The sequence below is a fragment of the Corynebacterium sp. ACRQJ genome (assembly GCF_022346045.1).
GTDB lineage: Bacteria > Actinomycetota > Actinomycetes > Mycobacteriales > Mycobacteriaceae > Corynebacterium > Corynebacterium evansiae.
Map to the genome: position 1 here is coordinate 71,015 of NZ_JAKRMT010000006.1, position 21,437 is coordinate 92,451.

General features: G+C 63.8%; 18 protein-coding genes. 6 read left to right on the plus strand and 12 right to left on the minus strand.

The features are described 5' to 3' along the window. The first annotated feature begins 253 nt into the window (after positions 1-253). Positions 254-928, plus strand: coding sequence for an Ltp family lipoprotein (locus MHX52_RS05055; RefSeq protein ID WP_239316907.1), 675 nt, complete (start codon positions 254-256; stop codon positions 926-928). Positions 929-958: 30 nt separating this feature from the next. On the opposite strand, the gene MHX52_RS05060 is transcribed toward MHX52_RS05055, so the two are convergent. From MHX52_RS05060 to MHX52_RS05075, 4 genes are all read right to left on the minus strand, one after another. Next, positions 959-1,237, minus strand: coding sequence for a metal-sensitive transcriptional regulator (locus tag MHX52_RS05060; RefSeq protein ID WP_034967151.1), 279 nt, complete (start codon positions 1,235-1,237; stop codon positions 959-961). Next, entirely contained in the window at positions 1,237-3,381 is a 2,145-nt protein-coding gene (locus MHX52_RS05065; protein WP_239316909.1) for a cation-translocating P-type ATPase, read from the minus strand. The genes MHX52_RS05060 and MHX52_RS05065 overlap by 1 nt, the downstream gene beginning before the upstream one ends. Before the next feature lie 25 nt (positions 3,382-3,406). Next, positions 3,407-4,048 (minus strand): MBL fold metallo-hydrolase, encoded by a 642-nt coding sequence (locus MHX52_RS05070; RefSeq protein ID WP_239316911.1) that lies wholly within the window; start codon positions 4,046-4,048, stop codon positions 3,407-3,409. Positions 4,049-4,135: 87 nt separating this feature from the next. After that, entirely contained in the window at positions 4,136-5,236 is a 1,101-nt protein-coding gene (locus MHX52_RS05075) for an S-(hydroxymethyl)mycothiol dehydrogenase (RefSeq protein ID WP_239316913.1), read from the minus strand. A 181-nt stretch (positions 5,237-5,417) separates the two neighbouring features. Here MHX52_RS05075 and MHX52_RS05080 point away from each other — a divergent pair, with 181 nt between their 5' ends. Continuing rightward, positions 5,418-5,729 (plus strand): hypothetical protein, encoded by a 312-nt coding sequence (locus MHX52_RS05080; protein ID WP_035005258.1) that lies wholly within the window; start codon positions 5,418-5,420, stop codon positions 5,727-5,729. Here the strand turns inward: MHX52_RS05080 and dnaG are convergent. Next, entirely contained in the window at positions 5,726-7,714 is a 1,989-nt protein-coding gene (gene dnaG, locus MHX52_RS05085; RefSeq protein WP_239316915.1) for a DNA primase, read from the minus strand. The two genes, MHX52_RS05080 and dnaG, sit on opposite strands and share 4 nt — an antisense overlap. A 168-nt stretch (positions 7,715-7,882) precedes the next feature. Between dnaG and MHX52_RS05090 the strand changes: the two genes are divergently transcribed. Continuing rightward, positions 7,883-9,628: a GMC oxidoreductase gene (locus MHX52_RS05090; protein ID WP_035005262.1), complete on the plus strand. Its 1,746-nt coding sequence runs from the start codon at positions 7,883-7,885 to the stop codon at positions 9,626-9,628. Positions 9,629-9,638: 10 nt separating this feature from the next. Continuing rightward, a complete protein-coding gene (locus tag MHX52_RS05095) occupies positions 9,639-10,127 on the plus strand; it encodes a ribonuclease domain-containing protein (RefSeq protein WP_051901694.1) in 489 nt (162 codons plus the stop codon). Positions 10,128-10,163: 36 nt separating this feature from the next. On the opposite strand, the gene MHX52_RS05100 is transcribed toward MHX52_RS05095, so the two are convergent. Then, positions 10,164-11,504, minus strand: a complete 1,341-nt coding sequence (locus tag MHX52_RS05100; RefSeq protein ID WP_035005266.1) for a deoxyguanosinetriphosphate triphosphohydrolase — start codon at positions 11,502-11,504, stop codon at positions 10,164-10,166. Between the two features lie 26 nt (positions 11,505-11,530). Continuing rightward, positions 11,531-12,175 (minus strand): YdcF family protein, encoded by a 645-nt coding sequence (locus tag MHX52_RS05105; RefSeq protein ID WP_035005267.1) that lies wholly within the window; start codon positions 12,173-12,175, stop codon positions 11,531-11,533. A gap of 38 nt (positions 12,176-12,213) precedes the next feature. On the opposite strand from MHX52_RS05105, the gene MHX52_RS05110 reads away from it, so the two are divergent. Then, positions 12,214-14,205 (plus strand): TPM domain-containing protein, encoded by a 1,992-nt coding sequence (locus MHX52_RS05110; protein WP_239316917.1) that lies wholly within the window; start codon positions 12,214-12,216, stop codon positions 14,203-14,205. Between the two features lie 489 nt (positions 14,206-14,694). On the opposite strand, the gene MHX52_RS05115 is transcribed toward MHX52_RS05110, so the two are convergent. The 3 genes from MHX52_RS05115 to MHX52_RS05125 all read right to left on the minus strand — a co-directional run bounded on the left by MHX52_RS05115 (position 14,695) and on the right by MHX52_RS05125 (position 18,443). Further along, complete coding sequence (locus MHX52_RS05115) at positions 14,695-16,320, minus strand: inorganic phosphate transporter (RefSeq protein ID WP_034985309.1); 1,626 nt, start codon at positions 16,318-16,320, stop codon at positions 14,695-14,697. Positions 16,321-16,509: 189 nt separating this feature from the next. Further along, the gene (locus tag MHX52_RS05120; protein WP_035005273.1) at positions 16,510-17,061 is read right to left on the minus strand and encodes a hypothetical protein; all 552 of its coding nucleotides are present in this window, start codon (positions 17,059-17,061) and stop codon (positions 16,510-16,512) included. Between the two features lie 2 nt (positions 17,062-17,063). Next, positions 17,064-18,443 (minus strand): glycine--tRNA ligase, encoded by a 1,380-nt coding sequence (locus MHX52_RS05125; RefSeq protein ID WP_034985313.1) that lies wholly within the window; start codon positions 18,441-18,443, stop codon positions 17,064-17,066. 639 nt (positions 18,444-19,082) lie between these two features. On the opposite strand from MHX52_RS05125, the gene MHX52_RS05130 reads away from it, so the two are divergent. Beyond that, positions 19,083-19,514 (plus strand): Fur family transcriptional regulator, encoded by a 432-nt coding sequence (locus MHX52_RS05130; RefSeq protein ID WP_034985315.1) that lies wholly within the window; start codon positions 19,083-19,085, stop codon positions 19,512-19,514. On the opposite strand, the gene MHX52_RS05135 is transcribed toward MHX52_RS05130, so the two are convergent. After that, complete coding sequence (locus MHX52_RS05135; protein ID WP_034985317.1) at positions 19,515-20,690, minus strand: VIT1/CCC1 transporter family protein; 1,176 nt, start codon at positions 20,688-20,690, stop codon at positions 19,515-19,517. It abuts the gene before it with no gap. Beyond that, positions 20,687-21,436, minus strand: a complete 750-nt coding sequence (locus MHX52_RS05140; RefSeq protein ID WP_080722705.1) for an isoprenyl transferase — start codon at positions 21,434-21,436, stop codon at positions 20,687-20,689. Before MHX52_RS05140 ends, MHX52_RS05135 begins: the two co-directional genes overlap by 4 nt. Position 21,437 lies beyond the last annotated feature (1 nt).

Genomic DNA, 21,437 nt, shown 5'->3' on the forward strand with positions numbered 1-21,437 from the left:
CTTTTTGGGATATGTAATCAGCGCAAGCATTATTGCTGGATTTGATTTGGTCGCATTGGCGAGTGTTTTTGCCAACGGGCGACGAATAGAAGACTCCTAACCTCAAATACCCCGCCCGCGGAAACAAAACACCTCCCTGCCGCATCTACTACTACGACCGGGCTTTGTGCCTTCGCCTCCCACACAGGCGCCGTACACGTCGCCCGCAAGTACCCAACACGCACCCAGCAACGAGTACCAGGACTTTAGTTAGATGCCCTCCCCCGACAGCACGCCTCAGAGAGACTCCCACGCAGATTCTCAGAAAGACGCCCTCCAAGACCCCATCAACGGCCGCCTCGCGCTAATCTTCATCGGCGCCATCGTCCTGGTCGGCATCCTCGTCGCAGCGATTTGGTACGTTGCCAACAACAAGGACTACGGTCGCGGAATCAACCCACAGCCCGCCGCAGCCTCCGCGCACCAGCGCCCAGCCAGCACTTCGACTACGCCGCCAGCCACGGAGCCAGCCAACGCCCCCGCGAAGGCATCCAACGCCCCACAAAGCGAGCTCAACCAATACTCCACGTCCGAAAGCGAGGCCACAGGCAGCACCGCCATGGAATCCACTGAGAGTACGGCCATCGCCCAGCCAACCGACGCTCCCAAGACCCAGCGGCAAGCCAACGATGCCGCCATGACTGCCCTCAAATTCAACCTTTCCGAAAAGGGGCTGCGCGAGAACCTACAGCTCCAGGGGTACTCCGACGATCAAATCACCACGGCCATCGAAAAGCTCGATCCCGACTGGAATCAGCAGGCTCTCAACTGCGCGCGCAAACTCAACGAAACAGGCTCTCCCCTGCCCGAGGAAGAGCTGCTCGAGATGCTAAAGACTAACTCCGGCTTCACCGACGACCAGGCCCAGTACGCCATCGACCACCTGTAGCGCAGCCCCTGCGCCCCGCACCCCAGCAACCTACCGAACCAGCCGTTTCACGGCCTGGGATACCTCCGCCAGTTTTTCCTCGGCTTCCTCTCCCCCGGCCTCCGCGGCGTGCCGGACGCAGTGGTTCATGTGGTCGTCCAACAACCCCAGCGCCACGCCCTTCAGCGCAGACTGCAGCGCGCTGACCTGCGTGAGGATGTCGATGCAATACTGCTCCTCATCCACCATCCGCTGCAGCCCGCGTACCTGCCCCTCGATCCGCTTCAGCCGCGCCAGGTAGCGCTCCTTATCACTCAAGTAGCCGTGCATTACTTGAATCCTTTCAGCCGCAGGCTGTTGCTCACTACAAACACACTAGATAGCGCCATCGCCGCCCCGGCCAGCATCGGGTTCAGCAGACCGAATGCGGCCAGCGGGATCGCCGCCACGTTGTAAGCAAACGCCCAGAACAGGTTCATCTTGATCGTCCGCAGCGTCTTGCGCGCCAGCCGCAGCGCATCCGCCACGGCCAGCAGATCGTCGCGCATCACGGTAATGTCCGCCGCCTCAATCGCCGCGTCCGTGCCGGAACCCATCGCGATGCCCAGGTCCGCGCTCGCCAGCGCCGCCGCGTCGTTCACGCCGTCGCCGACCATCGCCACGTTCTCCAGCGAGCGGATGTGCGCCACCTTGTCCTCCGGCATCACCCCGGCAATCACTTCGTCGATGCCAACCTCGCGCGCCACGGCGTCCGCCACCTGCTGATTATCACCGGTCAGCAGCACGGTCTTTAAGCCCATCTCGTGCATCTTCCGCACCGCTTCGGCACTGGTGGGCCGCACTGTATCGGCCACGCTGATGGTGCCGATCGCCCGCCCATCCGCGCTCACATTGACTGTGGTTGCCTTATTTGTGGACGCCCCCTCGTCCCCACGGCCAACCCGTATCACCTGGCCCTCGACGGTTCCCTCCACGCCGTGTCCAGGAAGGTTCCTAAATCCGGAGACCTCCGGCAGGCCGCCGATCTCCTCCCGGCCGGCCTCTGCAATGGCCCGGCCGATGGGGTGCTCCGAGTACGCTTCCACCGCCGCCGCGGCGCACAGAACCTCCTCGCGCGATGCGTCTGTCGGGGCCACGTCGACTACCCGCATCGTACCCGTCGTCACCGTGCCGGTCTTATCCATCACAACGGTGGTGATGGCATGCGCGCCCTCGAGAACTTCGGGTCCGCGAATCAGAATGCCCTGCTCGGCCCCGCGACCTGTGCCAACCAGCAGGGCTGTGGGCGTCGCTAAACCAAGGGCGCAGGGGCACGCGATGATCAGCACCGCGACCGCATTGCTGAAGCCCGCGAACAGCAGCGTAATCAGCGCGATCGCGATGACGACCGGAACGAAAATGCCGGAGACCTTATCGGCCAGGCGCTGCACGTCGGCCTTGCCGGACTGGGCTTCGTCGATCAGCTTCGCCATCTGCGCGAGCTTCGTCTGCTCGCCCACGTGGGTGGCCTCCACAACCAGGCGGCCGGAGGTGTTGATGGTGGCACCCGCGACCTCGTCGCCGGGGCCAACATCGACGGGCACGGACTCGCCGGTGAGCATGGACTGATCGATGGCGGACGTGCCGTCCAGGATGCGGCCATCCGTGGCGATCTTCTCGCCAGGGCGGGCCAGGAAGCGGTCGCCGATCTGCAGCTGCTCGATGGGAATCAGCTGCTCCTGCACACCTGCACCAGCGCCGTCCGTGCCTTCCCGCAGCACGGTGACCTGCTTGGCGCCCATGTCCGTTAGCGCACGGATGGCATCCCCCGCGCGCTGCTTGGAGCGCTTCTCGAAGTACCGACCCGCCAGCACGAAGGTCACCACGCCCGCGGCGACCTCGAAGTAGATGTCCCCCATCGGGTCGCCCGCATGGTTCAGGATGGACCAGCCGTGGCGCATGCCCGGCTCGCCCGCATGGCCGAAGAACAGCGCATACAGCGACCACAGGAAGGCCGCCGAGGTGCCGACGGTGATGAGGGTATCCATCGTCGCCGCGCCGTGCTTCAGGTTCACCCACGTGGCCTTGTGGAAAGGCCAACCCGCCCACAGGATCACCGGGGTGGCCAGGGCGAAGCTGACCCATTGCCAGTAGTCGAACTGCAGCGGCGGGATCATCGCCAGCAGGATCACCGGAGTGGCCAGCACGACGGCGACCACTAGGCGGCGCTTCAGGCCGCGCAGCTCCTTGGCGGCGGGGTCGTCGCCGGCGGGCTTCTCCGGCTTAGGCACGCTGCCGCCGTAGCCGAGCTTCTCCACGATGGCGATGTAGGAGTCCGCGTCGGAAGCCGCCCCCTCCTCCGTTTCGATGTGCGCCTTTTCCGTGGCGTAGTTGACGGTGGCGGTCACACCCTCCTGCTTGTTCAGCTTCTTTTCAATGCGGTTCGCGCAGGAGGCGCAGGTCATGCCCGTGATGTCGAGATCTATTATAGCCATGCCCCCAGTATACCCCTAGGGGGTATCAGTATCCACGTTCGATGTACTCCTCGATGCGCGCAGCCTCGGCACCCACAGTGGTGGTGTCGCCGTGGCCGGGGTACACCTTCAAATCGTGCGGCAGGATAAACACCGTGGACTGCAGGGACTCGATGATCGTCGGGAAGCTCGAGTACTTCCGCCCCGTAGCGCCCGGGCCACCGTTGAACAGCGTGTCGCCAGAGAGCAGCGCGTTCTGCCCCGGAACCTCCACCACGATGCAGCCCGGCGAGTGGCCCGGCGTGTGGTACAGGCGCACACCCCAGTCCGCCCAGCGCGGATCCTCCACGTCGATCGGGGTAAACGGCGCGTCGCCGTTGGATTCCTCCCACAGCATCCGGTCGTCCTCGTGCAGGTAGACCTTCACTCCCCACTTCTCTGCCAGTTCCGGGGCCAGCTCGCAGTGGTCGTTGTGCGCGTGGGTCAGCAGGATCGCCTCCACGGTGCGATCCCCCACGTGGTCGATTACCGCCTGCGCGTCGTGCGCCGGATCCACCACGATGCACTTGTCATCGTTGACCAGCAGGTAGACGTTGTTATCCACGTCCCACTCGCCGCCGTCCAGGCGGAACTTGCCGGAGGTTTCGAACTGCTCGATCTGCGGGTTTTCCAACTTGTGCTCGCTCATGCTTCCTCTTCTAACTCGCGTGCCTGAGATTTCTCGGGTCTGATATTTCTGGGGCCTGAATGTCTTCGGGTCTACACCCCAGCCTGCCTACTTAAACTCCACCACGGAGCGCAGAACCTCGCCCTGCTTCATCTTCTCGAAGGCATCTTCCACGCCATCGATTCCGATGCGCTCGTCCACGAAGCGATCCAGCGGGAAGCGGCCCTCCTGGTACAGGTCCACGTACATCGGGAAGTCGCGCTCCGGCAGGCAATCGCCATACCAAGAGGACTTCAGCGCACCACCGTGGCTGAACACGTCCAGGAATGGCAGCTCCAGGGTCATCTCCGGAGTCGGCACGCCCACCAGCACCACGCGGCCGGCCAGGTCGCGCACATAGAAAGCCTGCTTGTACGTCTGCGGCAGACCCACGGCGTCCACCGCCACGTCCACGCCGAATCCGCCGTTGATCTCCTGGACCTTCTCCACCAGCTCATCATCCGAAAGCCCCGAGCTGTTGATCGTGTGGGTAGCGCCGAACTCCTCCTTTGCGCGGGCAAGCTTGGCGTCAGAAATATCGATAGCAATGATCTTCGTCGCACCCGCAACGGCTGCACCGGCGATCGCGGCCATACCCACGCCACCTACGCCGATCACGGCGATGGACTCGCCGCGCTTGACCTCACCGGTGTTCACTGCGGCACCGAGACCGGCCATGACGCCACATCCCAGCAGACCTGCGACCGCAGGGTCGGCATCGGAGTTCACCTTGGTGCACTGTCCTTCGTGGACCAGCGTCTTTTCAGCGAAAGCGCCAATGCCCAGAGCGGCCTCCAGCTCCGTGCCGTCGGTGAGGGTCATCTTCTTCGAGGCATTGTGAGTATCGAAGCAGTACTTCGGCTCGCCCTTCTTGCAAGCGCGGCACTGGCCGCACACGGCGCGCCAGTTCAGCACCACATAGTCGCCGACCTCCACGTGGGTCACGCGGTCGCCCACCTGCTCGACCACGCCAGCGGCCTCGTGGCCCAGCAGGAACGGGTAGTCGTCCGTGATGCCGCCATCGCGGTAGGCCAGGTCGGTGTGGCATACGCCGCAGGCCTGGATGCGGACGATCACGTCGTTATCGCCCGGATCGGGGATCACAATGTCGGTCAGCTCGACGGGGTCGTTCTTTGCACGGGAAATTACAGCCTTCACAGTGGTAGTCATGTCACCCACTGTACGGGCGGTTTGGAAAGGCGGCAGCCAGCCAGAGCTGGGCGGCGCCGGGGCACAGCGCAAGCCCGCGCGGGGCGCAGCACCCCGTTCGGCGCCATCGGGGGCTTCGCGTAGGATTGGGGCACTAACGGCATTAATGCAGCAACCAAGGCAAGAAAACCAAGGAGCCACCATGATTCAGCTCGTCGTCGGAGCCGCCGCGGGTTACCTGATGGGCACAAAGGCCGGCCGTCGTCGCTATGAGCAGATCCGCCGCGGCTACCAGTCCGCAGTGAACTCGGACATCACCAAGGCCGTTGTGCGTTCCGGCCGTAAGGCTCTGGCCAACCGCCTGGATCCGGAGCCGCGCATGCACGAGGTGCGCGACCTGAACCGTTCCACCCGGAACTCTCTGGGCGAGGGGCACACCATCGTGGAGGCCGACGACCATCACCCGAACGACCAGATCGACCGGCCGAAGAATCCCTTCAAGAAGAAGCGCTAGCGCGTAAAGTCGCCGAAGTCCGAGGCCCGCTCATGCAGCGAGCGGCGGTACTTCTCCAGCGCAATCACATCCGCAAACAGCGCGTTATATTCCTCTTTCTGCAGGTCGGGGCGCATACGCTGCATCCGAGACTTCATGTCCGCGATCTCGCTGCCCACCCAACGCTCCTGCATCCGCGCCATAATCGCATCCGCGTAGTACGGCAGCCTCTCCGGCAAGCAATGCAAATCCTCCACCGCCAGCTCGGAGACCACCGCCGCCCCCATCGGGTCCTTCATCTGCGCCGCGATCTTCTCGATCCATCCGGCCCCGCCGTTGCTGTTCGCCGCCCCACCTAATGACGCCACAGCCTCAGCCATCGCCACGTATGTCGGATGCACAAAGCTCTCCGGGGGCATGAGGTCGAAGATGGTGGAGGCCAGCTGCGGTTCCTGCAAAGCCAGCTTCATGACCTCGCGGGGGCCTTCCAGGTAGTCGTCGTCCGGGTTCGGGCGCTCCATGCCCTTCACCACGTGCAGGTTCGGGCCGCCCCCGCTTCCAGCACCAGCGCCGCCCGCGCCAGCCGAGCCCGCACCGGCCCCAGGGCCGCCAGCGCCAGCAGGACCAGCGCCGGTCTTCAACTCCAGCTTCGGCCGCTGCCCGCCGGACTTCCGCGCCTCCTTGCGCACCTGATCCAGCACGTCGTTCGGGTTATCCCAGCCGACCCAACCCGCGGCCTGGCGGGCGTACTCGTCCCGCAGCGCGTCGTCCTTAATCCCCGCCAGCACCGGAACGATGCGCCGCAGCGCGTGCACGCGCCCGTCGATGCTGGCCGTATCGTAGTCCGCGATGAGGGTGCGGATCACGAACTCGAACATCGGAATACGGGAGGCTACCAGCTCGCGCACGGCCGCGTCGCCGCGCTTGATGCGCACGTCGCACGGATCCTGCCCGCCCGGCGCGACCGTCACATAGCTCCGTCCCGAGAACTGCTGGTCGCCCTCGAAGGCACGCATGGCGGCCTTCTGTCCGGCCTCGTCACCGTCGAAGGTGTAGATGATCTCGCCCCGGAAGAACTGGTCGTCCAACATGAACCGCCGCAGGGCCGACAGGTGCTCCGCACCGAAGGCCGTGCCACACGCGGCCACCGCGGTATCCACCCCGGCGGCGTGCATGGCCATCACGTCCGTGTACCCCTCCACCACCACAGCCTGGTGCTTAGCCACAATATTCCGCTTCGCCTGGTCAATGCCGAACAACACCTTCGACTTCTTGTACAGCATGGTCTCCGGCGTGTTCAGATACTTGCCCAGACGGTCGTCGTCGAAGAGCTTGCGGGCACCGAAGCCGATCACGTCTCCACTGACGGAACGGATCGGCCACAAAAGGCGGCGGTGGAACCGGTCGATCGGGCCACGCTTACCCATGCGGCCCAGGCCCGCCGCCTCGATTTCCTTGAACGTAAAACCCTTCTGCTGCAGGTGCTTCGTCAGCCGATCCCACCCGGCGGGCGCATACCCGCAGCCGAACTGCTCGGCGTGTTCCATGGTGAAACCGCGCTCGATAAGGAAGTTGCGGGCGACGTCCGCGCCTTCGGCGTCACCAAGAAATTCCTTGCGGTAGAACTCAAAGGCCGCCTTGTTCGCGGCGACTAACCTGCGCCGCGTGCCGGGTTCCTCCCGGTTGCCGGGCCGGCCGCCCTCGTAGTTGATGCGGTAGCCGATGCGCTCGGCGCAGGCCTCCACGGCCTCGGGGAAGGACATGTGTTCCATCAGCATGAGGAACTTGAAAACATCGCCGCCCTGGTCGGTGGAGAAGCAGTGGAAGTAGCCGTGGTTCGGGCGGACGTGGAACGAGGGAGTCTTTTCGTCCTTAAAGGGGCTAAGGCCCTTCATGGAATCGACGCCACCCGGTTTGAGCTGCACATACTCCCCCACTACCTCTTCGATGGGGGTTTGCTCTCGAATTGCTTCGATGTCCCGCTCCGGAATCCTGCCCTTAGCCATAGCCACATGCTAGTACAACCCCCAGACGTCCCCCGGAAGTCCCAGATCGGCGACCGTCACAACCTATACAACCTATTTTCTACAAACAACACACCGCGACAGAACCGGGCGCTAACGTGTTCAAAATAGGATCTACGTCACACTGCAATAACACGAAGGACCACTCCCATGACTGAATCGCAGGCCACCGGCAACTCCTCCACCCACTACGACGTGCTGATCATCGGCTCTGGCTTCGGCGGCTCCACCACCGCCCTGCGCCTGGTGGAGAAGGGTTACAAGGTCGGCATCCTCGAAGCCGGCCGCCGTTTCAAGGACGAAGAGTTCGCCAAGAACTCCTGGCACCTCAAGGACTTCCTGTGGATGCCGCAGATCGGCCTGTATGGCATCCAACGCATCCACCTGCTCAAGGACGTGATGATCCTCGCTGGCGCGGGCGTGGGCGGCGGCTCGCTGAACTACGCGAACACGCTTTACCAGCCCGGCGAGGCATACTTCAACGACAAGCAGTGGAACACCATTACCGACTGGGAGGACGAGCTGACCCCCTACTACCAGCAGGCGCAGAAGATGCTCGGCGTGGTGGAGAACCCCACCATGACCCCCGCCGACGTGTACTCCAAGAAGGTTGCCGAGGAGATGGGCGTGGGCGACACGTTCCGCATGGCGCCCGTCGGAGTGTTCTTCGGAGAAAAGGTCGGGCTGGAAGGTAAGCCGTGTGAAACTGTGAAGGATCCATACTTCGGTGGTGTTGGCCCCGACCGCACCGCCTGCCACGAGTGCGGCGAGTGCATGACCGGCTGCCGCCACGGCGCGAAGAACACCCTGCTGAAGAACTACCTGTACCTGGCTGAGAAGGGCGGGGCGAAGGTACACGACCGCACCACCGTCACCGACATCACCTTCGACGGCACCACCTGGACGGTACAGGCGCAACAGACTGGACCGATCACCAAACGCAACCCGCAGACCAGCAGCTTCACCGCCGATAACCTCGTCGTCGCCGCAGGCACCTGGGGCACCCAGAACCTGCTGCACCGCCAGAAGGCCAACGGCAACCTGCCGAAGCTGTCAAACAAGCTGGGGCACCTTACCCGCACGAACTCCGAGGCGCTGCTGGGCGCGAACCGTTCGGACTACTCCCCCGACATGGATTTCTCCGAGGGCGTGGCCATCACCTCCTCCTACTTCCCCGCCCCGGATACGCACATCGAGCCGGTGCGCTACGGCAAGGGCTCCAACGCGATGGGCCTGCTGCAGACCCTCATGACAGACGGCGATAAGCTGCAGCCCCGTTTCCTGGAGTTCATCAAGCAGGTCTTCCTGCAGTACAAGGCCATCCCGCGCCTGGTGAACCTGAGCAAGTGGTCGCAGCGCACCGTCATCAACCTGGTGATGCAGACCCGCGATAACTCGCTGCGCACCTTCCTCCGCAAGGTCGGCCCGTTCAACATGCTGAGCTCCGAGCAGGGTACCGGCGAGCCAAACCCCTCCTGGATCCCCGAAGGCAACACGGCCACCCGCATCCTGGCGAAATTTCTGCCGAAGGGAATCGCAGGTGGCGTGTGGTCGGAGGTCTTCAACATCCCGCTGACCGCGCATTTCCTGGGCGGCTGCGTTATCGGCTCCTCGCCTGAGCACGGCGTGGTGGACCCTTACCACCGCGCATGGGGCTACCCGAGCTTGTTCATCACCGACGGTTCCGCCATCACCGCGAACCCGGGCGTGAACCCCTCCCTGTCCATCACCGCGAATGCCGAGCGTGCTGCCGCCATGTGGCCGAACAAGGGCGAGGCCGACCCGCGCCCGCCGCAGTCCGAGGGCTACCGCCGCATTAACCCAGTGCAGCCGAACAACCCGATCGTTCCGGACGACGCCCCGGCCGCCCTCCGCCTGCCACTGCGCGTGCTCTAGACTCTTCCCTATGTCTCAGGGAAGTTCGCAGGGCCGCTCGCAGAGCCCCTCGCAGGGCCTAGTGCCGAAGAAGTGGGCAAAGTACGCCACGCCGATCGTCGGCGCGGCAGTCGTCGCAGCCGGTTGGTTCGGCCTGCAAGGCGACGATGGAGCTGACGGAAACGGCGGGCAGGCTTCTGGTGTTTCTAGCAATGACGCCGACACCTGCGCCGTTGACACCCTCCCACCGGAGGCCAAGAAGCAGATAGACGACATTTTGCAGGGCGCCCCGCCGGATGACGGGGAGGCCGACGGCAAGCACTTCGGCAACTACGAAGGCCTGCTGCCGAAGGAGAAGGGCGACTACTACCGCGAATACACCGTGAAGACCCCGGGGCTTAACCACCGGGGTGAGCGCCGCATCGTCGTCGGCGGCGGCACTGAGACCGACCCGGATGTGTGGTACTACACGTCCGACCACTTCGAGAGCTTCTGTTCCATCCCGGACGCGGAGGACTAGCGGCGCTCGCGCTAGCTCGCGCCGGCCCGCTGGCGCCTAGGCCCAGGCGGCGCTGATTCCGCTGGCGCGCTTGTCCAGCCGCTCCAACCGGGATTCCGTCAGCGAAGCCACCTGGTCGATGACTACGCGGCGTGCCTCGCGGTCGGAGGCGGCGGCGTCAAACCACGAAGAAAACATTGGGTCCAGCGCACCCGAGCCACCGCGCCACAGGTAGTCCGTGACGCGAAAGATGCGCTCGCGCTGGCGCTGCTGGTTGGCCAGATGCTGGGCCTCGTCCATGACGTACAGGACCGCAACGGACTTCAGCAGGGTGACCTCCGCCTGCACGGGCTCGGGGATCACCAGGTCGGCGGCGTAGCGGCCGAGCGCCCCCTCGCCGAACCGCTGGCGAGTGCCCGTGACGGCGGCGGTGACGAAGCGGGAAACCAGCTCCGAGGTCATGGCCTTTAGCGCGGCGAGGTCCTGCATCGATCCGCGGAAATCCGCCGCCCGGGAGATCAAGGTCATGGCACGCAGGCGGTCGGCAGCCTCCAGCAGCTCCTCCGGGGTGCCGCCGAACACGCGGGCGCCCTTCTCCGCCAGCGCGGCTAGCTCGACCAGATCCCACAGCACGCCGAAGTCGATGCGCCCGGAAAGGATGCCGTCCTCCACGTCGTGCACCGAGTACGCGACGTCGTCGGACCAGTCCATGATCTGCGCCTCCAGGCACTTGCGCCCTTCCGGCGCGCCCTCGCGGATCCACTCGAGGGTCTCCACGTCCTCGGCGTAGGCGGAGTACTTGGCGCGCTTGTGGCCGTGCTCGTCGACCGGCCCCCACGGGTACTTGCAGGCGGCGTCCAGGCTGGCGCGGGTGAGGTTCAGGCCGTAGGAGACGGGCGCGGCGCCTGCTATGCCTGCCGCGCTAGCAGCCCCAGCGCCAGCGCCAGATGCGCCTTCACTGCCGTCCCCCAGCACCTTCGGCTCCAGCCGGGCGAGAATGCGCAGCGTCTGCGCGTTGCCCTCGAATCCCCCACAGTCGGCGGCGGCCTCATCCAACGCCCGCTCGCCGTTGTGGCCATACGGCGGGTGGCCGATGTCGTGGCTCAGCCCCGCCAGCTCCGTCAGATCCGGATCCGCGCCTAGAGTCTTGCCGATCCCGCGGGCAATCTGCGCGACCTCCAGCGAGTGCGTCAGGCGGGTACGCGGTGTATCCCCCGACCCCGGCCCCACGACCTGCGTCTTATCCGCCAGCCGGCGCAGCGCCGCGGAGTGCAGCACGCGCGCCCGGTCGCGGTCGAAACTATCGCGCCCGTCCACCACCGCCCCGGGCAGCCCCAGGGTCTTCGGCCGATCCGGCAGCCGCCGCTGCTGGTCGTGATCGCTATAGGGGTAACGCATGTCCTCTTTCCACTTCTACCGGCACTCTACTTCCGGCGTTTCTCTACTACCTCGTAGTACAGCATGCCCAACGTCTCGTGCAGGATCGAGTTGGCCTGCGACTTTCGGGTGAACACCGACGGCCCCTGGCGCGTGGGGCTCGCCCATGCATCAAGGCCCTGGTCGCGCACCATCCGGGTAGCACGCAGCGAGTGCGCAGGATCCGTCACCACCACGGAAGTCCGCCAACCATTTTCGCTCGCCACCTGCGCGAACGCCTCGGCTGACTTCAGCGTATCCGCACCTTCCTCCACCGGCACAACCGCCGACTCCGGAATGTCGAAGTTCTCCACCAGGTAGTTCTTGCCTGCAGCTGCCTCGGTGTACAGGTCGCCCTCCGCCTTGCCACCCACGGTGACGATCGTCGGCGCCACGCCCTGCTTGTACAGCTCTGCGGCGTGATTCAGCCGTGAGGCGAACCAGTTCGTCGGGTTGCCCGCATACTGCGCCGCCCCCAGCACAAAAATCGTGTCCGCCGGTCGCCTGTCGTCCGACCGCGCGAAGTGCCACACCTGGAAAGCCGTCACTCCGAACACACCCGCCGCCACCAAGAAGATGGTTAACAGCGTGATGAAGACATACTTCACCGCGCGCTTCACCGGATGCCGTGCATTAGCCATGCGCAAAACCATACGCGGTTTCCCCTGTATTTTTCGTTAAGGTGGGCTGTATGAAACCGACTTTTTCCACCACTCGCTTCCTGGCAATCCTAGCCGCCGGCGCCGTACTCGGATTTGGCTCTTTTCTTATTGACGCCCCCTCGGCCCCAGCCGCTACCGCCACCAGCGAGGTACAGCTGACATCCCAGCTCGTCGACGAGTCCGGGGTGCTGTCTGAACAGGAAAAAGCGGACATTACGGCGTCATTAAAAGAAGCAACCAAAGAATCCGGCAAGAAGCTCTACGTCGTCTTCGTCCCGACCGCACCAGGCGACATTAAGACCATGGCCGAGCAGCTGCGCGAACAGGACGGCATCGACAACGTGATCGTGCTGGCAGTGGCCACCGAAACGCGGCAGATTGGCTACGCCGCCGGGGACAAGGTAAAGACGAGCGAGGCAGAGAAACTGCAGGACGCGGCGCGGGACCACTTCGCCGACGACGACTGGGCCGGGGGCGCACAGGCCGCGGCGGACAAGCTAGCGGGCAAGACCTCCACCGCGTCGAAGGTGTGGATGGGCGCCGGTGCCGTCGGAGTGGTCGGCGCGGGCGCCGGTGCGGTTGTGTGGTCCCGCCGCAACCGTAAGAAGACTCACGCGCAGCAGCTGGAGACAGCCCGCGAGATCGACCCGGGCAACATCGACGACCTGTACAAGCAGCCCACCGAGGTGCTGCGCGAACTGGCGGATGAGGAGCTGCACAGCACCGACGAATCCATCCGTAAGGGCGATGAAGAGCTGGCCGTCGCGCGCGGAGAGTTCGGCGAAGAGCGCACCCGCGACCTGGCCAAGGCGCTGCAGCACAGCCGCTCGACACTGAACAAGGCGTACAGCATGAACGAGCGGCTGCGCTCTGGGCTGGTGACAACTGAGCCGGAGCAGCGCGACCTGCTGATCGAGATTGTGTCCACCTGTGGGCAGGCAGACGACAACCTGGACGGGCAGGCCGCGCGCTTTGCCGAGCTGCGGCAGAAGCTGATGGACGCACCCCAGCTGGTGGAAAAGCTCCGCCAGACCAGCATCAGCCTGCACAACCGCATTCCGAATGCGCGGGAGATCCTCAGCGATGCCATCACGCGCGTGGATCCGGCGCTGCTGGAATCCGTGCGCCACAACCCGGACGTTGCCGAGGACGAACTGGCGGAGGCCGAGAAGGCGCTGGACTCCGCACGCGGACTGCTGGACAAGCCGGCCGGGCAGCAAGGCGGGCTGATCGACGCGCTGGGTGCCGCGCGCATGGCACTGCAACAGGCGGATTCGCAGCTGCTGGCCGTGGAGCGTGCGGAGGAGCACCTGCGGTCGGCACAGTCCAACCTGCCCGCGCTGATCACCGAGGTGGAAGAGGAGATTGCGGAGGCCGGGGAGCTGGATAAGTCCGGTGCAGACCTGGACCGTGCGGCTTTGCACAAGGCCGTGGAGCAGGCTCGCGAGGCACTGGAGAAGGCGCGGGAAGAAGGCTCTGCGGATCCACTGGGTAGCTACTCCCAGCTACTGGAAGCCGACGGTGTGCTGGACATTCAGCTGGACGAGGCCCGTGGCAAGGCCAGCGACTTTGCCCGCACCGTGGACATGGTGGACCGGACGGCCATGGATGCCGCCCAGCGGTTGGAGGCCGTGGAGGACCTGATTAGGAACCGCCGACGGATCATCGGCGTGGATACGCGCACGGCGGCGCAGGCGGCGCGGGCTGCTTTGGATGAGGCAGCGCAGCTGCGGACGGAAGATCCGAAGCGGGCGCTGCGGGCCGCCCAGCGGGCTAGCCAGCTGGCGCAGCAGGCCAGCGCGCAGGCGCGTAAGGATATCGACGACTTCAACCGTCGCAACAGCGGCTACGGCGGGTTCGGCGGAAGTGGCGGCAGCGGCAACTTTGTGACGGGCATGGTGCTGGGCTCACTGCTGAGCGGTAACGGCGGCTTCGGCGGAGGCTTTGGCGGCGGCTTCGGGGGCGGCGGTTTTGGCGGCGGAGGCGGGGGCTTCGGCGGCAGCGGCTCCTCCAGCTTCTAGCTGACTACTTGCTAGCTCCAACTTCTAGCTAGGGCCGGGCCGGTCGGCTGGCTGGGGCTCCTCCAGCTTCCAGCCGGGGCTTTTGTGCCCTCGGATTCCGCTAAATGTCGTTAAAGTGGGAATCCGTTACTGGCACCCATTTCCACATATGTAAAACCGCAGGTCAGCGAGTTGCTGAAAAATTATAAGCCGTATTCAATTTTACAGATTCCCACTTTAACGACATTTACGCCTAGCACCACCCTTCAGATCCACCGGGACAGAGGACCCAAACCTCGGATCGACTCGAGCAGGCACCCCCGCATTCTGGCGCCCCCCACATTCTCCGGGCAGCAAAAAACGCCCGCCCCGAAGGGCGAGCGCCTTGAATCAGCAATGCCGGACCAGCCATCCGGGCCTGCAGTAACGCGCCAGCCAGTCGAGCCGGGCCGGGCCAGCAACTTCAGCCGGGCCAGCCAGCCGGGCTAAGCCAGCGGCAAGCAGTTTGCTTTAGAAGATCACGCGCAGCACGGAGACCGTACCGCCTGCGATGATGGCGGCAGCCGGGAGGGTGATAACCCAAGCCAGGGCGATGGGCTTCATCAGGCCCCAGTTGGCGTCCTTGTTAACCAGGCCAACGCCCAGAACTGCACCGATCAGAATGTGAGTGGAGGAAACCGGCAGACCCAGCACGGATGCGCCCATAACCACGGCAGCTGCGGACAGCTCTGCAGCGAAGCCAGAAGCCGGGTGCATCTTGGTCAGACCGGAGCCAACGGTGCGGATAACGAAGCGGCCAATAAACCACAGGCCAGCAATCAGAGCAACACCCATCGCAACCATCACGGGCAGTGCCACGCCAGATTCCTCAGAGATGGTGTTGGTCTTCAGAACGTCCAGCACTGCAACGAACGGTCCAAGCGCGTTAGCGATGTCGTTGGAGCCGTGGCTGAATGCGAAAGCAGACGCGGTAAACACCTGCATCCAGCTGAACAGCAGGAAGGTCGAACGGTTCAGAGCCTGCTTCTTCAAGGTACGGGAGAAGATGTACACAGCCATCCAGACAACAGCTGCCACCATGCCCATGATCAGGAAGTTGCCCAGGCTGGACAGCTCCAGGTTCATGTTCTTCAGGCCCTTGAACAGCAGCATCGCGGAAATGATGATGGAACCACCTGCGGCCAGCAGCGGCACCCAGGTATCCAGGGCGTGGTGCGCCTCAACCTCGTCGACAGACTTGTTGATGCGGTGCAGCTTCTTGTAGTAGTCGGACTCCAGGTCCTCCTCGGTATAGCCGTGCTCGCGCATCGTGGTCGAGTCGCGGATCATCGCATCGGTCAGCGCCAGCTGCTCTTCCTCGCTGAGCTGACCGAAGGCGATCTTGTGCTGAATGTTCAGCTCCTTCTTTTCCTTCTTGATCTCTTCGAGGCGCTGATCTGCCAGCTCGTTGTAGACCAAGATGCCACGCTTAATCGCGCCATACAGAAGGTAGGCAACTATTCCGCCCAAGGCAGGAGACAGAACCCAAGAGATAGCAATCTTGCCAACGGCACCCCACTGGACCATGGACCAGCCACCAGTGCCGGTGACGAAACCGACGGTCAGAGCCGCACCCACGATACCGCCCACGATGGAGTGTGTGGTAGACACTGGCCAACCCATGCGAGTCGCCACCAGCAGCCACACAGCCGCACCCAGCAGCGAGGCCATCATGATGTAGGCGAAGTTCATCGGCTCGAGGTTGTCGATAGCACCCAGGTCAACAATGCCGGAACGGACCGTATCCGTAACCTCGCCACCAGCCAGTACAGCTCCGGAAACTTCGAAGATGGCGGCCACAACCAGGGCTTGCTTCATGCTCAGCGTGCCCGCACCCACGGAGGTACCAAAGGAGTTCGCGACGTCATTACCACCGATATTGAACGCCATGAACACGGCGAAGATGATGGTGGTCAGCAGCACGATCACATTGGCGTTGTCACCGACGTAGTCGTGCGCCCACAGGCTGAAGGTCACCAGGGTGATGGCCATGAGGCCACCGAAGAATAGGTGCCACCAGGTATTATTCTCGTTTTCGGGCACAGGGGTGATGCCCGTGGCCGACGATGGCGCGGCCGTTTCGGTTGTCGTCGACAAGATTCCTCCAAAACGTCAAGATGTCAGACAGAAACACCTTCTCCGATGGAGGTAAAAAACACGGGATTTAATGGTGAACAGAAGGTTAATGGGGGTTGAAATCTTGCTACCTATTTAGTTTGGGCTAACCCTCGACATGCGGTTTTAGTCAAACCAAACCCAGCTCCCCGCCAACCCCAATCCGGCGTTTTAGATGAACCCAATCCAGTAGAGCACCACGATCGGGATGCACAGCAGCAGCGCGATGGTGATCGCCCACGAAGAGCTGATCATCCGCGTCTCCATGCACAGCCGCGCCGCCCAGGAAATGAACACGCGCACGTCGATCGGCAGCTTCTCCCCCGCACCCTCGAACTCCACGTGCAGGTTCCGCAGGCCACGATTCTCGCTGGTGAACTGCCCTACTTTCTTGCCGTCGATGTCCAGCACGAAGTTCTTCTTCGTCTCCGCGATGATCGTCACATGGTGCCGGTCGGCCTGCACCTCGTAGCGATCCGACTTGCCGAAGCTCTTGCCGTTGCCGGTCACCGTCCAGGTGCCCGTCTGGGTAGTCGCCGATGCGGTGCAGCCATCGCTACCGTCAGGTCCGTGCAACTGCCACGTGTCGCCACCGAAGCGGATGTTGGTGACGCCGCGCTCGTCGGCGAACTCCGCCACCTTCACGAGGTCATTGCTGGGACCTTCGTAGATGGGGAACGTGTGTCCGTCACTCGGCAGGCCCCAGCGAATGTCACTCGACATGCTTAGCAGCCCGCCAGTCGTTCAGCGAAGTAGCTCTGCAGATCCTCGATCTTGATGCGCTCCTGCTCCATAGTGTCGCGCTCGCGGACGGTCACGGCATTGTCCTCGAGGGTGTCGAAGTCGACGGTCACACAGAAAGGCGTGCCGATCTCGTCCTGGCGACGGTATCGGCGGCCGATAGCACCGGAGGTGTCGTAGTCCACGTTCCAGAAGCCGCGCAGCTGGTCGGCGATCTTCTCCGCGGTCGGCGTCAGCGTCTCCTTCTTGGACAGAGGCAGAACTGCGATCTTGACCGGAGACAGACGACGGTCCAGCTTCAGCACCGTGCGGGTGTCCGTGCCACCCTTCGCATTCGGTACTTCTTCTTCCGTGTAGGCGTCAACAAGGAAGGCCATCATCGCACGGCCAAGACCGGCGGCGGGCTCGATGGTGTACGGGATCCAACGCTCGTCCGCAGCCTGGTCGTAGTAGCTGAGGTCCTCGCCCGAGCCCTCGGAGTGAACGCGCAGGTCGTAGTCGGTGCGGTTGGCCACGCCCTCGAGCTCGCCCCACTTGGAGCCGTTGAAGTGGAAAGCATACTCCACGTCCACAGTGCGCTTGGAGTAGTGGGACAGCTTCTCCTGCGGGTGCTCGTAAAGGCGCAGGTTATCGGGGTTGATACCCAGGTCGATGTACCACTGGTGGCGGTCATCGATCCAGTACTGGTGCCACTCTTCGTCCTCGCCCGGCTTGACGAAGAACTCCATCTCCATCTGCTCGAACTCGCGGGTGCGGAAGATGAAGTTACCCGGGGTGATCTCGTTGCGGAAGGACTTACCAACCTGCGCGATGCCGAACGGCGGCTTCTGGCGGGAGGTGGTCATCACGTTCTTGAAGTTCGTGAAGATACCCTGCGCGGTCTCCGGGCGTAGGTAGTGCAGGCCCTCCTTGTCATCCACCGGGCCCAGGAAGGTCTTCAGCAGACCAGAGAAGGCCTTCGGCTCGGTCCAGGCGCCCGGCTGGCCGGTCTCCGGATCGTTGATGTCGGCCAGGCCGTTTGCCGGCGGGTGGCCGTGCTTCTCCTCGTAAGCCTCCAGCAGGTGGTCCGCGCGGTAGCGCTTGTGGGTGTGCAGGGACTCAACCAGCGGGTCGGTGAATACCTCGACGTGGCCGGAGACCTCCCAGACGCGCTTCGGCAGGATCACGGAGGAATCCAGGCCGACGACGTCGCGGCGGGAAGTAACCATGTGGCGCCACCACTGGCGCTTGATGTTCTCCTTCAGCTCCACGCCCAGTGGGCCGTAATCCCAGGCAGAGCGGGTGCCACCGTAGATCTCGCCGCAGGGATACACCAGCCCCCTGCGCTTGGCTAGGTTGACAACGGAATCAATGGTGCTTGCCATGGTTGGCGTGTCTCCTTGGTCGAGGTGTTCGTGCAAGAAATGCAGGTTTCGCTTTCCAGCTATTGTGCCCAACATTCTAACCCGTTCAAGGCGAAAGCCAACGGTCGGGGTGGAAGCGCCGAATGTGTCGCTGCATTTCGGCGCAACCACCGCTGCAGCCGGCCGAAGGGGCGTCATAAAAATGGGTGAAGATAAAAAAGAACCCGCGGTTAGGGGGGGTAAATACCGCGGGTTCCGGCCACGCTTTCCTCATAAAGAGAATGGGGCCTGTTCCCTTTAGCTGGAAGCTGCGAAGGGGGGGGATTACGCACGCTCCCAAGGGAACTGCCTTAAATTTAGCCCGGGGGTTTCTAGAAAGTCAAGCGTCCGGAGCACATTATTTGGGCATATTTTTCCGGCTCGCCGCTGTTGCGTGCGGGCTCAGGTTCTGGTGGCCACTGCACCGCGCACGCGGCGACCACACACCGCTATCGTGCCGCACTGGAGCTGCCCTAGAAGGACTTATCGAAAGCTTATTGAAAATTACCAGCAAGATCCCTATTGTGGGTAGTTACCGCAGGTTACCTGCCGCAAATAGAGCATTGATTTGCCACGCAACACACATTTAGAGCACTTTAGAACACAAGGAGCGAGCTCACCGTGAGCACCCCAGCTACCAACAAACTTCCCAAGATCGGCCAGCGCAACACCCGCCAACGACGCGCTGTGGCGGAGCTATTGGAAGGCCTCACCACGTTCTGCAGTGCCCAGGACATCCACCAGAAGCTCGTAGCCCAAGGCCACAAGGTCGGCCTGACCACCGTGTACCGCACGCTGCAGCAGATGGCGGAAGCCGGCGCGATCGATACGCTCTACGACGATTCCGGCGAGACCCTCTACCGCGCCTGCGCCACCGACGACCACCATCATCACCTGGTGTGCACCTCCTGCCGCCGGACCGTGGAGATCGACGGCGGCCCCGTCGAGGACTGGGCCGCGGAGACCGCAAGGAAGTTCGGCTACGAAAAGTCCGGCCACACCGCCGAGATCTTCGGCCTGTGCGGGGACTGCCAGAAGAAGTCCGCCAGCTAACTAGACGTTAAACAGCGAGCCGAGCAGGTAGGTCGCCCCGGCAGCGCCGAAACCGATAAGCAATTGACGCAAAGCGCGTCGGCCCGGCTCCACGCCAGACAGCAAGCCCACCACAGAGCCGGTAAACATCAAGGCCAGGCCCACCATCACGCAGGCGACAATCGCCGCGGTGGAGCCCGACAGGCCGAAGATATACGGCAGCACCGGGATCAAAGCGCCAACCGCGAAGCAGAAGAAGCTGGAGACCGCAGCGGACAAGCCGGAGCCGCCATCCTCGTGTTTGGGAGCCGCGTGCTCCGCCATGCTCTCCCCGGCGCCCTGCACGGACACAGTGCCAACCTTCTCTGCATCGAAGGCCTGCTCCCCCACCGGCTGGTTCGTCTCGATGATCGAATCGAAAACGCGGCGGGCGCGATCGGCGGCCTCCTGTTCGCTCATACCGCGGGCGCGGTACACCAGCGCCAGCTCGTTCTGATTCACGTCCAGGTTCGGCAGCGAACGGCTGGCGTTCGGGTCCGGGGCGTTCGCGCCCAGCAGCTCCTTCTGCGAGGTCACGGACACGTACTCGCCCGCGGCCATCGACAGCGCGCCAGCCAGCAGGCCAGCGATACCGGTGACCAGCACCAGGTGGGAAGATCCACCCGTGCCGACCATGCCCAGTACCAGCGCCAGGTTCGAAACCAGGCCATCATTCGCGCCGAAGATAGCAGCGCGGAAATCGCCCGACATGCGGGCGCGCCCGCGCGCGGCCAGGCCACGGACAACCTCGGCGTGAATCGTCTCGTCCGCCGCAAGCTGGTCGTCGGCGTCCGCATCCGAAATGTACTCGTTGCGCTGCTCCGAGGATTGCATCAGAGCCAGCACGAACACCGATCCGAAGCGCCGCGCCATCCACGCCTTCATGCGGGTATCCAGGCTGGCCTTGCGCGGCAGGCCCACGTACTCGCCGAGGCGGTTCTTCCAATAGGCCTCGTGGCGCGCCTCTGCTTCTGCAAGCCCCAGGAGGATGGCGCGCTCCTCGCCGGTCTTCTTACGCGCCAGCTCGCGGTAGACGGCACCCTCGGCACGCTCGTTGGCCAGGTACTGCTGCCAGCGGGCGATCTGGCGCTTCGTCGGCTGCGGCTGCTCGACCTGCTCGGCGGCATCCGCCCCGTTAGCACCGGTCACATCGCTCACTTCACACCTCCAAAGCGCCTATCGCGCTTCGCAAACTCCAGCACCGCCGCCCGCAGATGGTTCGGCGTGTAATCCGGGAACAGCACATCCTGGTACACCATCTCCGCATAGGTGGACTGCCACGGCAGGAAGTTCGAGGTTCGCATCTCGCCCGACGGCCGCAGGAACAGATCCACGTCCGGCATGTCCGGCTCGTCCAGGTAGCGGGCGAAAGTCTTCTCGTTCACCTGCCGGGGCTTCAGCCGACCGGCCTTCACGTCCTCGGCGATCCAACGCGCCGCGTCCGCGATCTCCGCCCGGCCACCGTAATTCACGCACATGCCCAAGGTCATGGTCGTGTTGTTCTTCGTCAACTCCTCGGCCTGCTCCAGCTCCGCAATCACGGTGCGCCACAGGCGCGGGCGGCGCCCCACCCAGCGGATCCGCACCCCCAGGCTGTTCAAGTAGTCGCGTTGCCGGCGCAGCACGTCGCGGTTGAAGCCCATCAAAAAGCGCACCTCGTCGGCCGACCGGCGCCAGTTCTCGGTGGAGAACGCATAGGCCGAAAGGTAATCCACGCCCAGCTCGATGCACTCCTCCACCAAAGACATCAGCACAGCCTCGCCCCGGCGGTGCCCCTCGGTGCGGACCATGCCGCGCTCCTCAGCCCAGCGCCCGTTGCCGTCCATCACTAGCGCGATGTGCTTCGGACGGAGCTCCGGCGGAATCTCGGAACGGTCCACGTGCGGATATTCAGTGCTACTCACC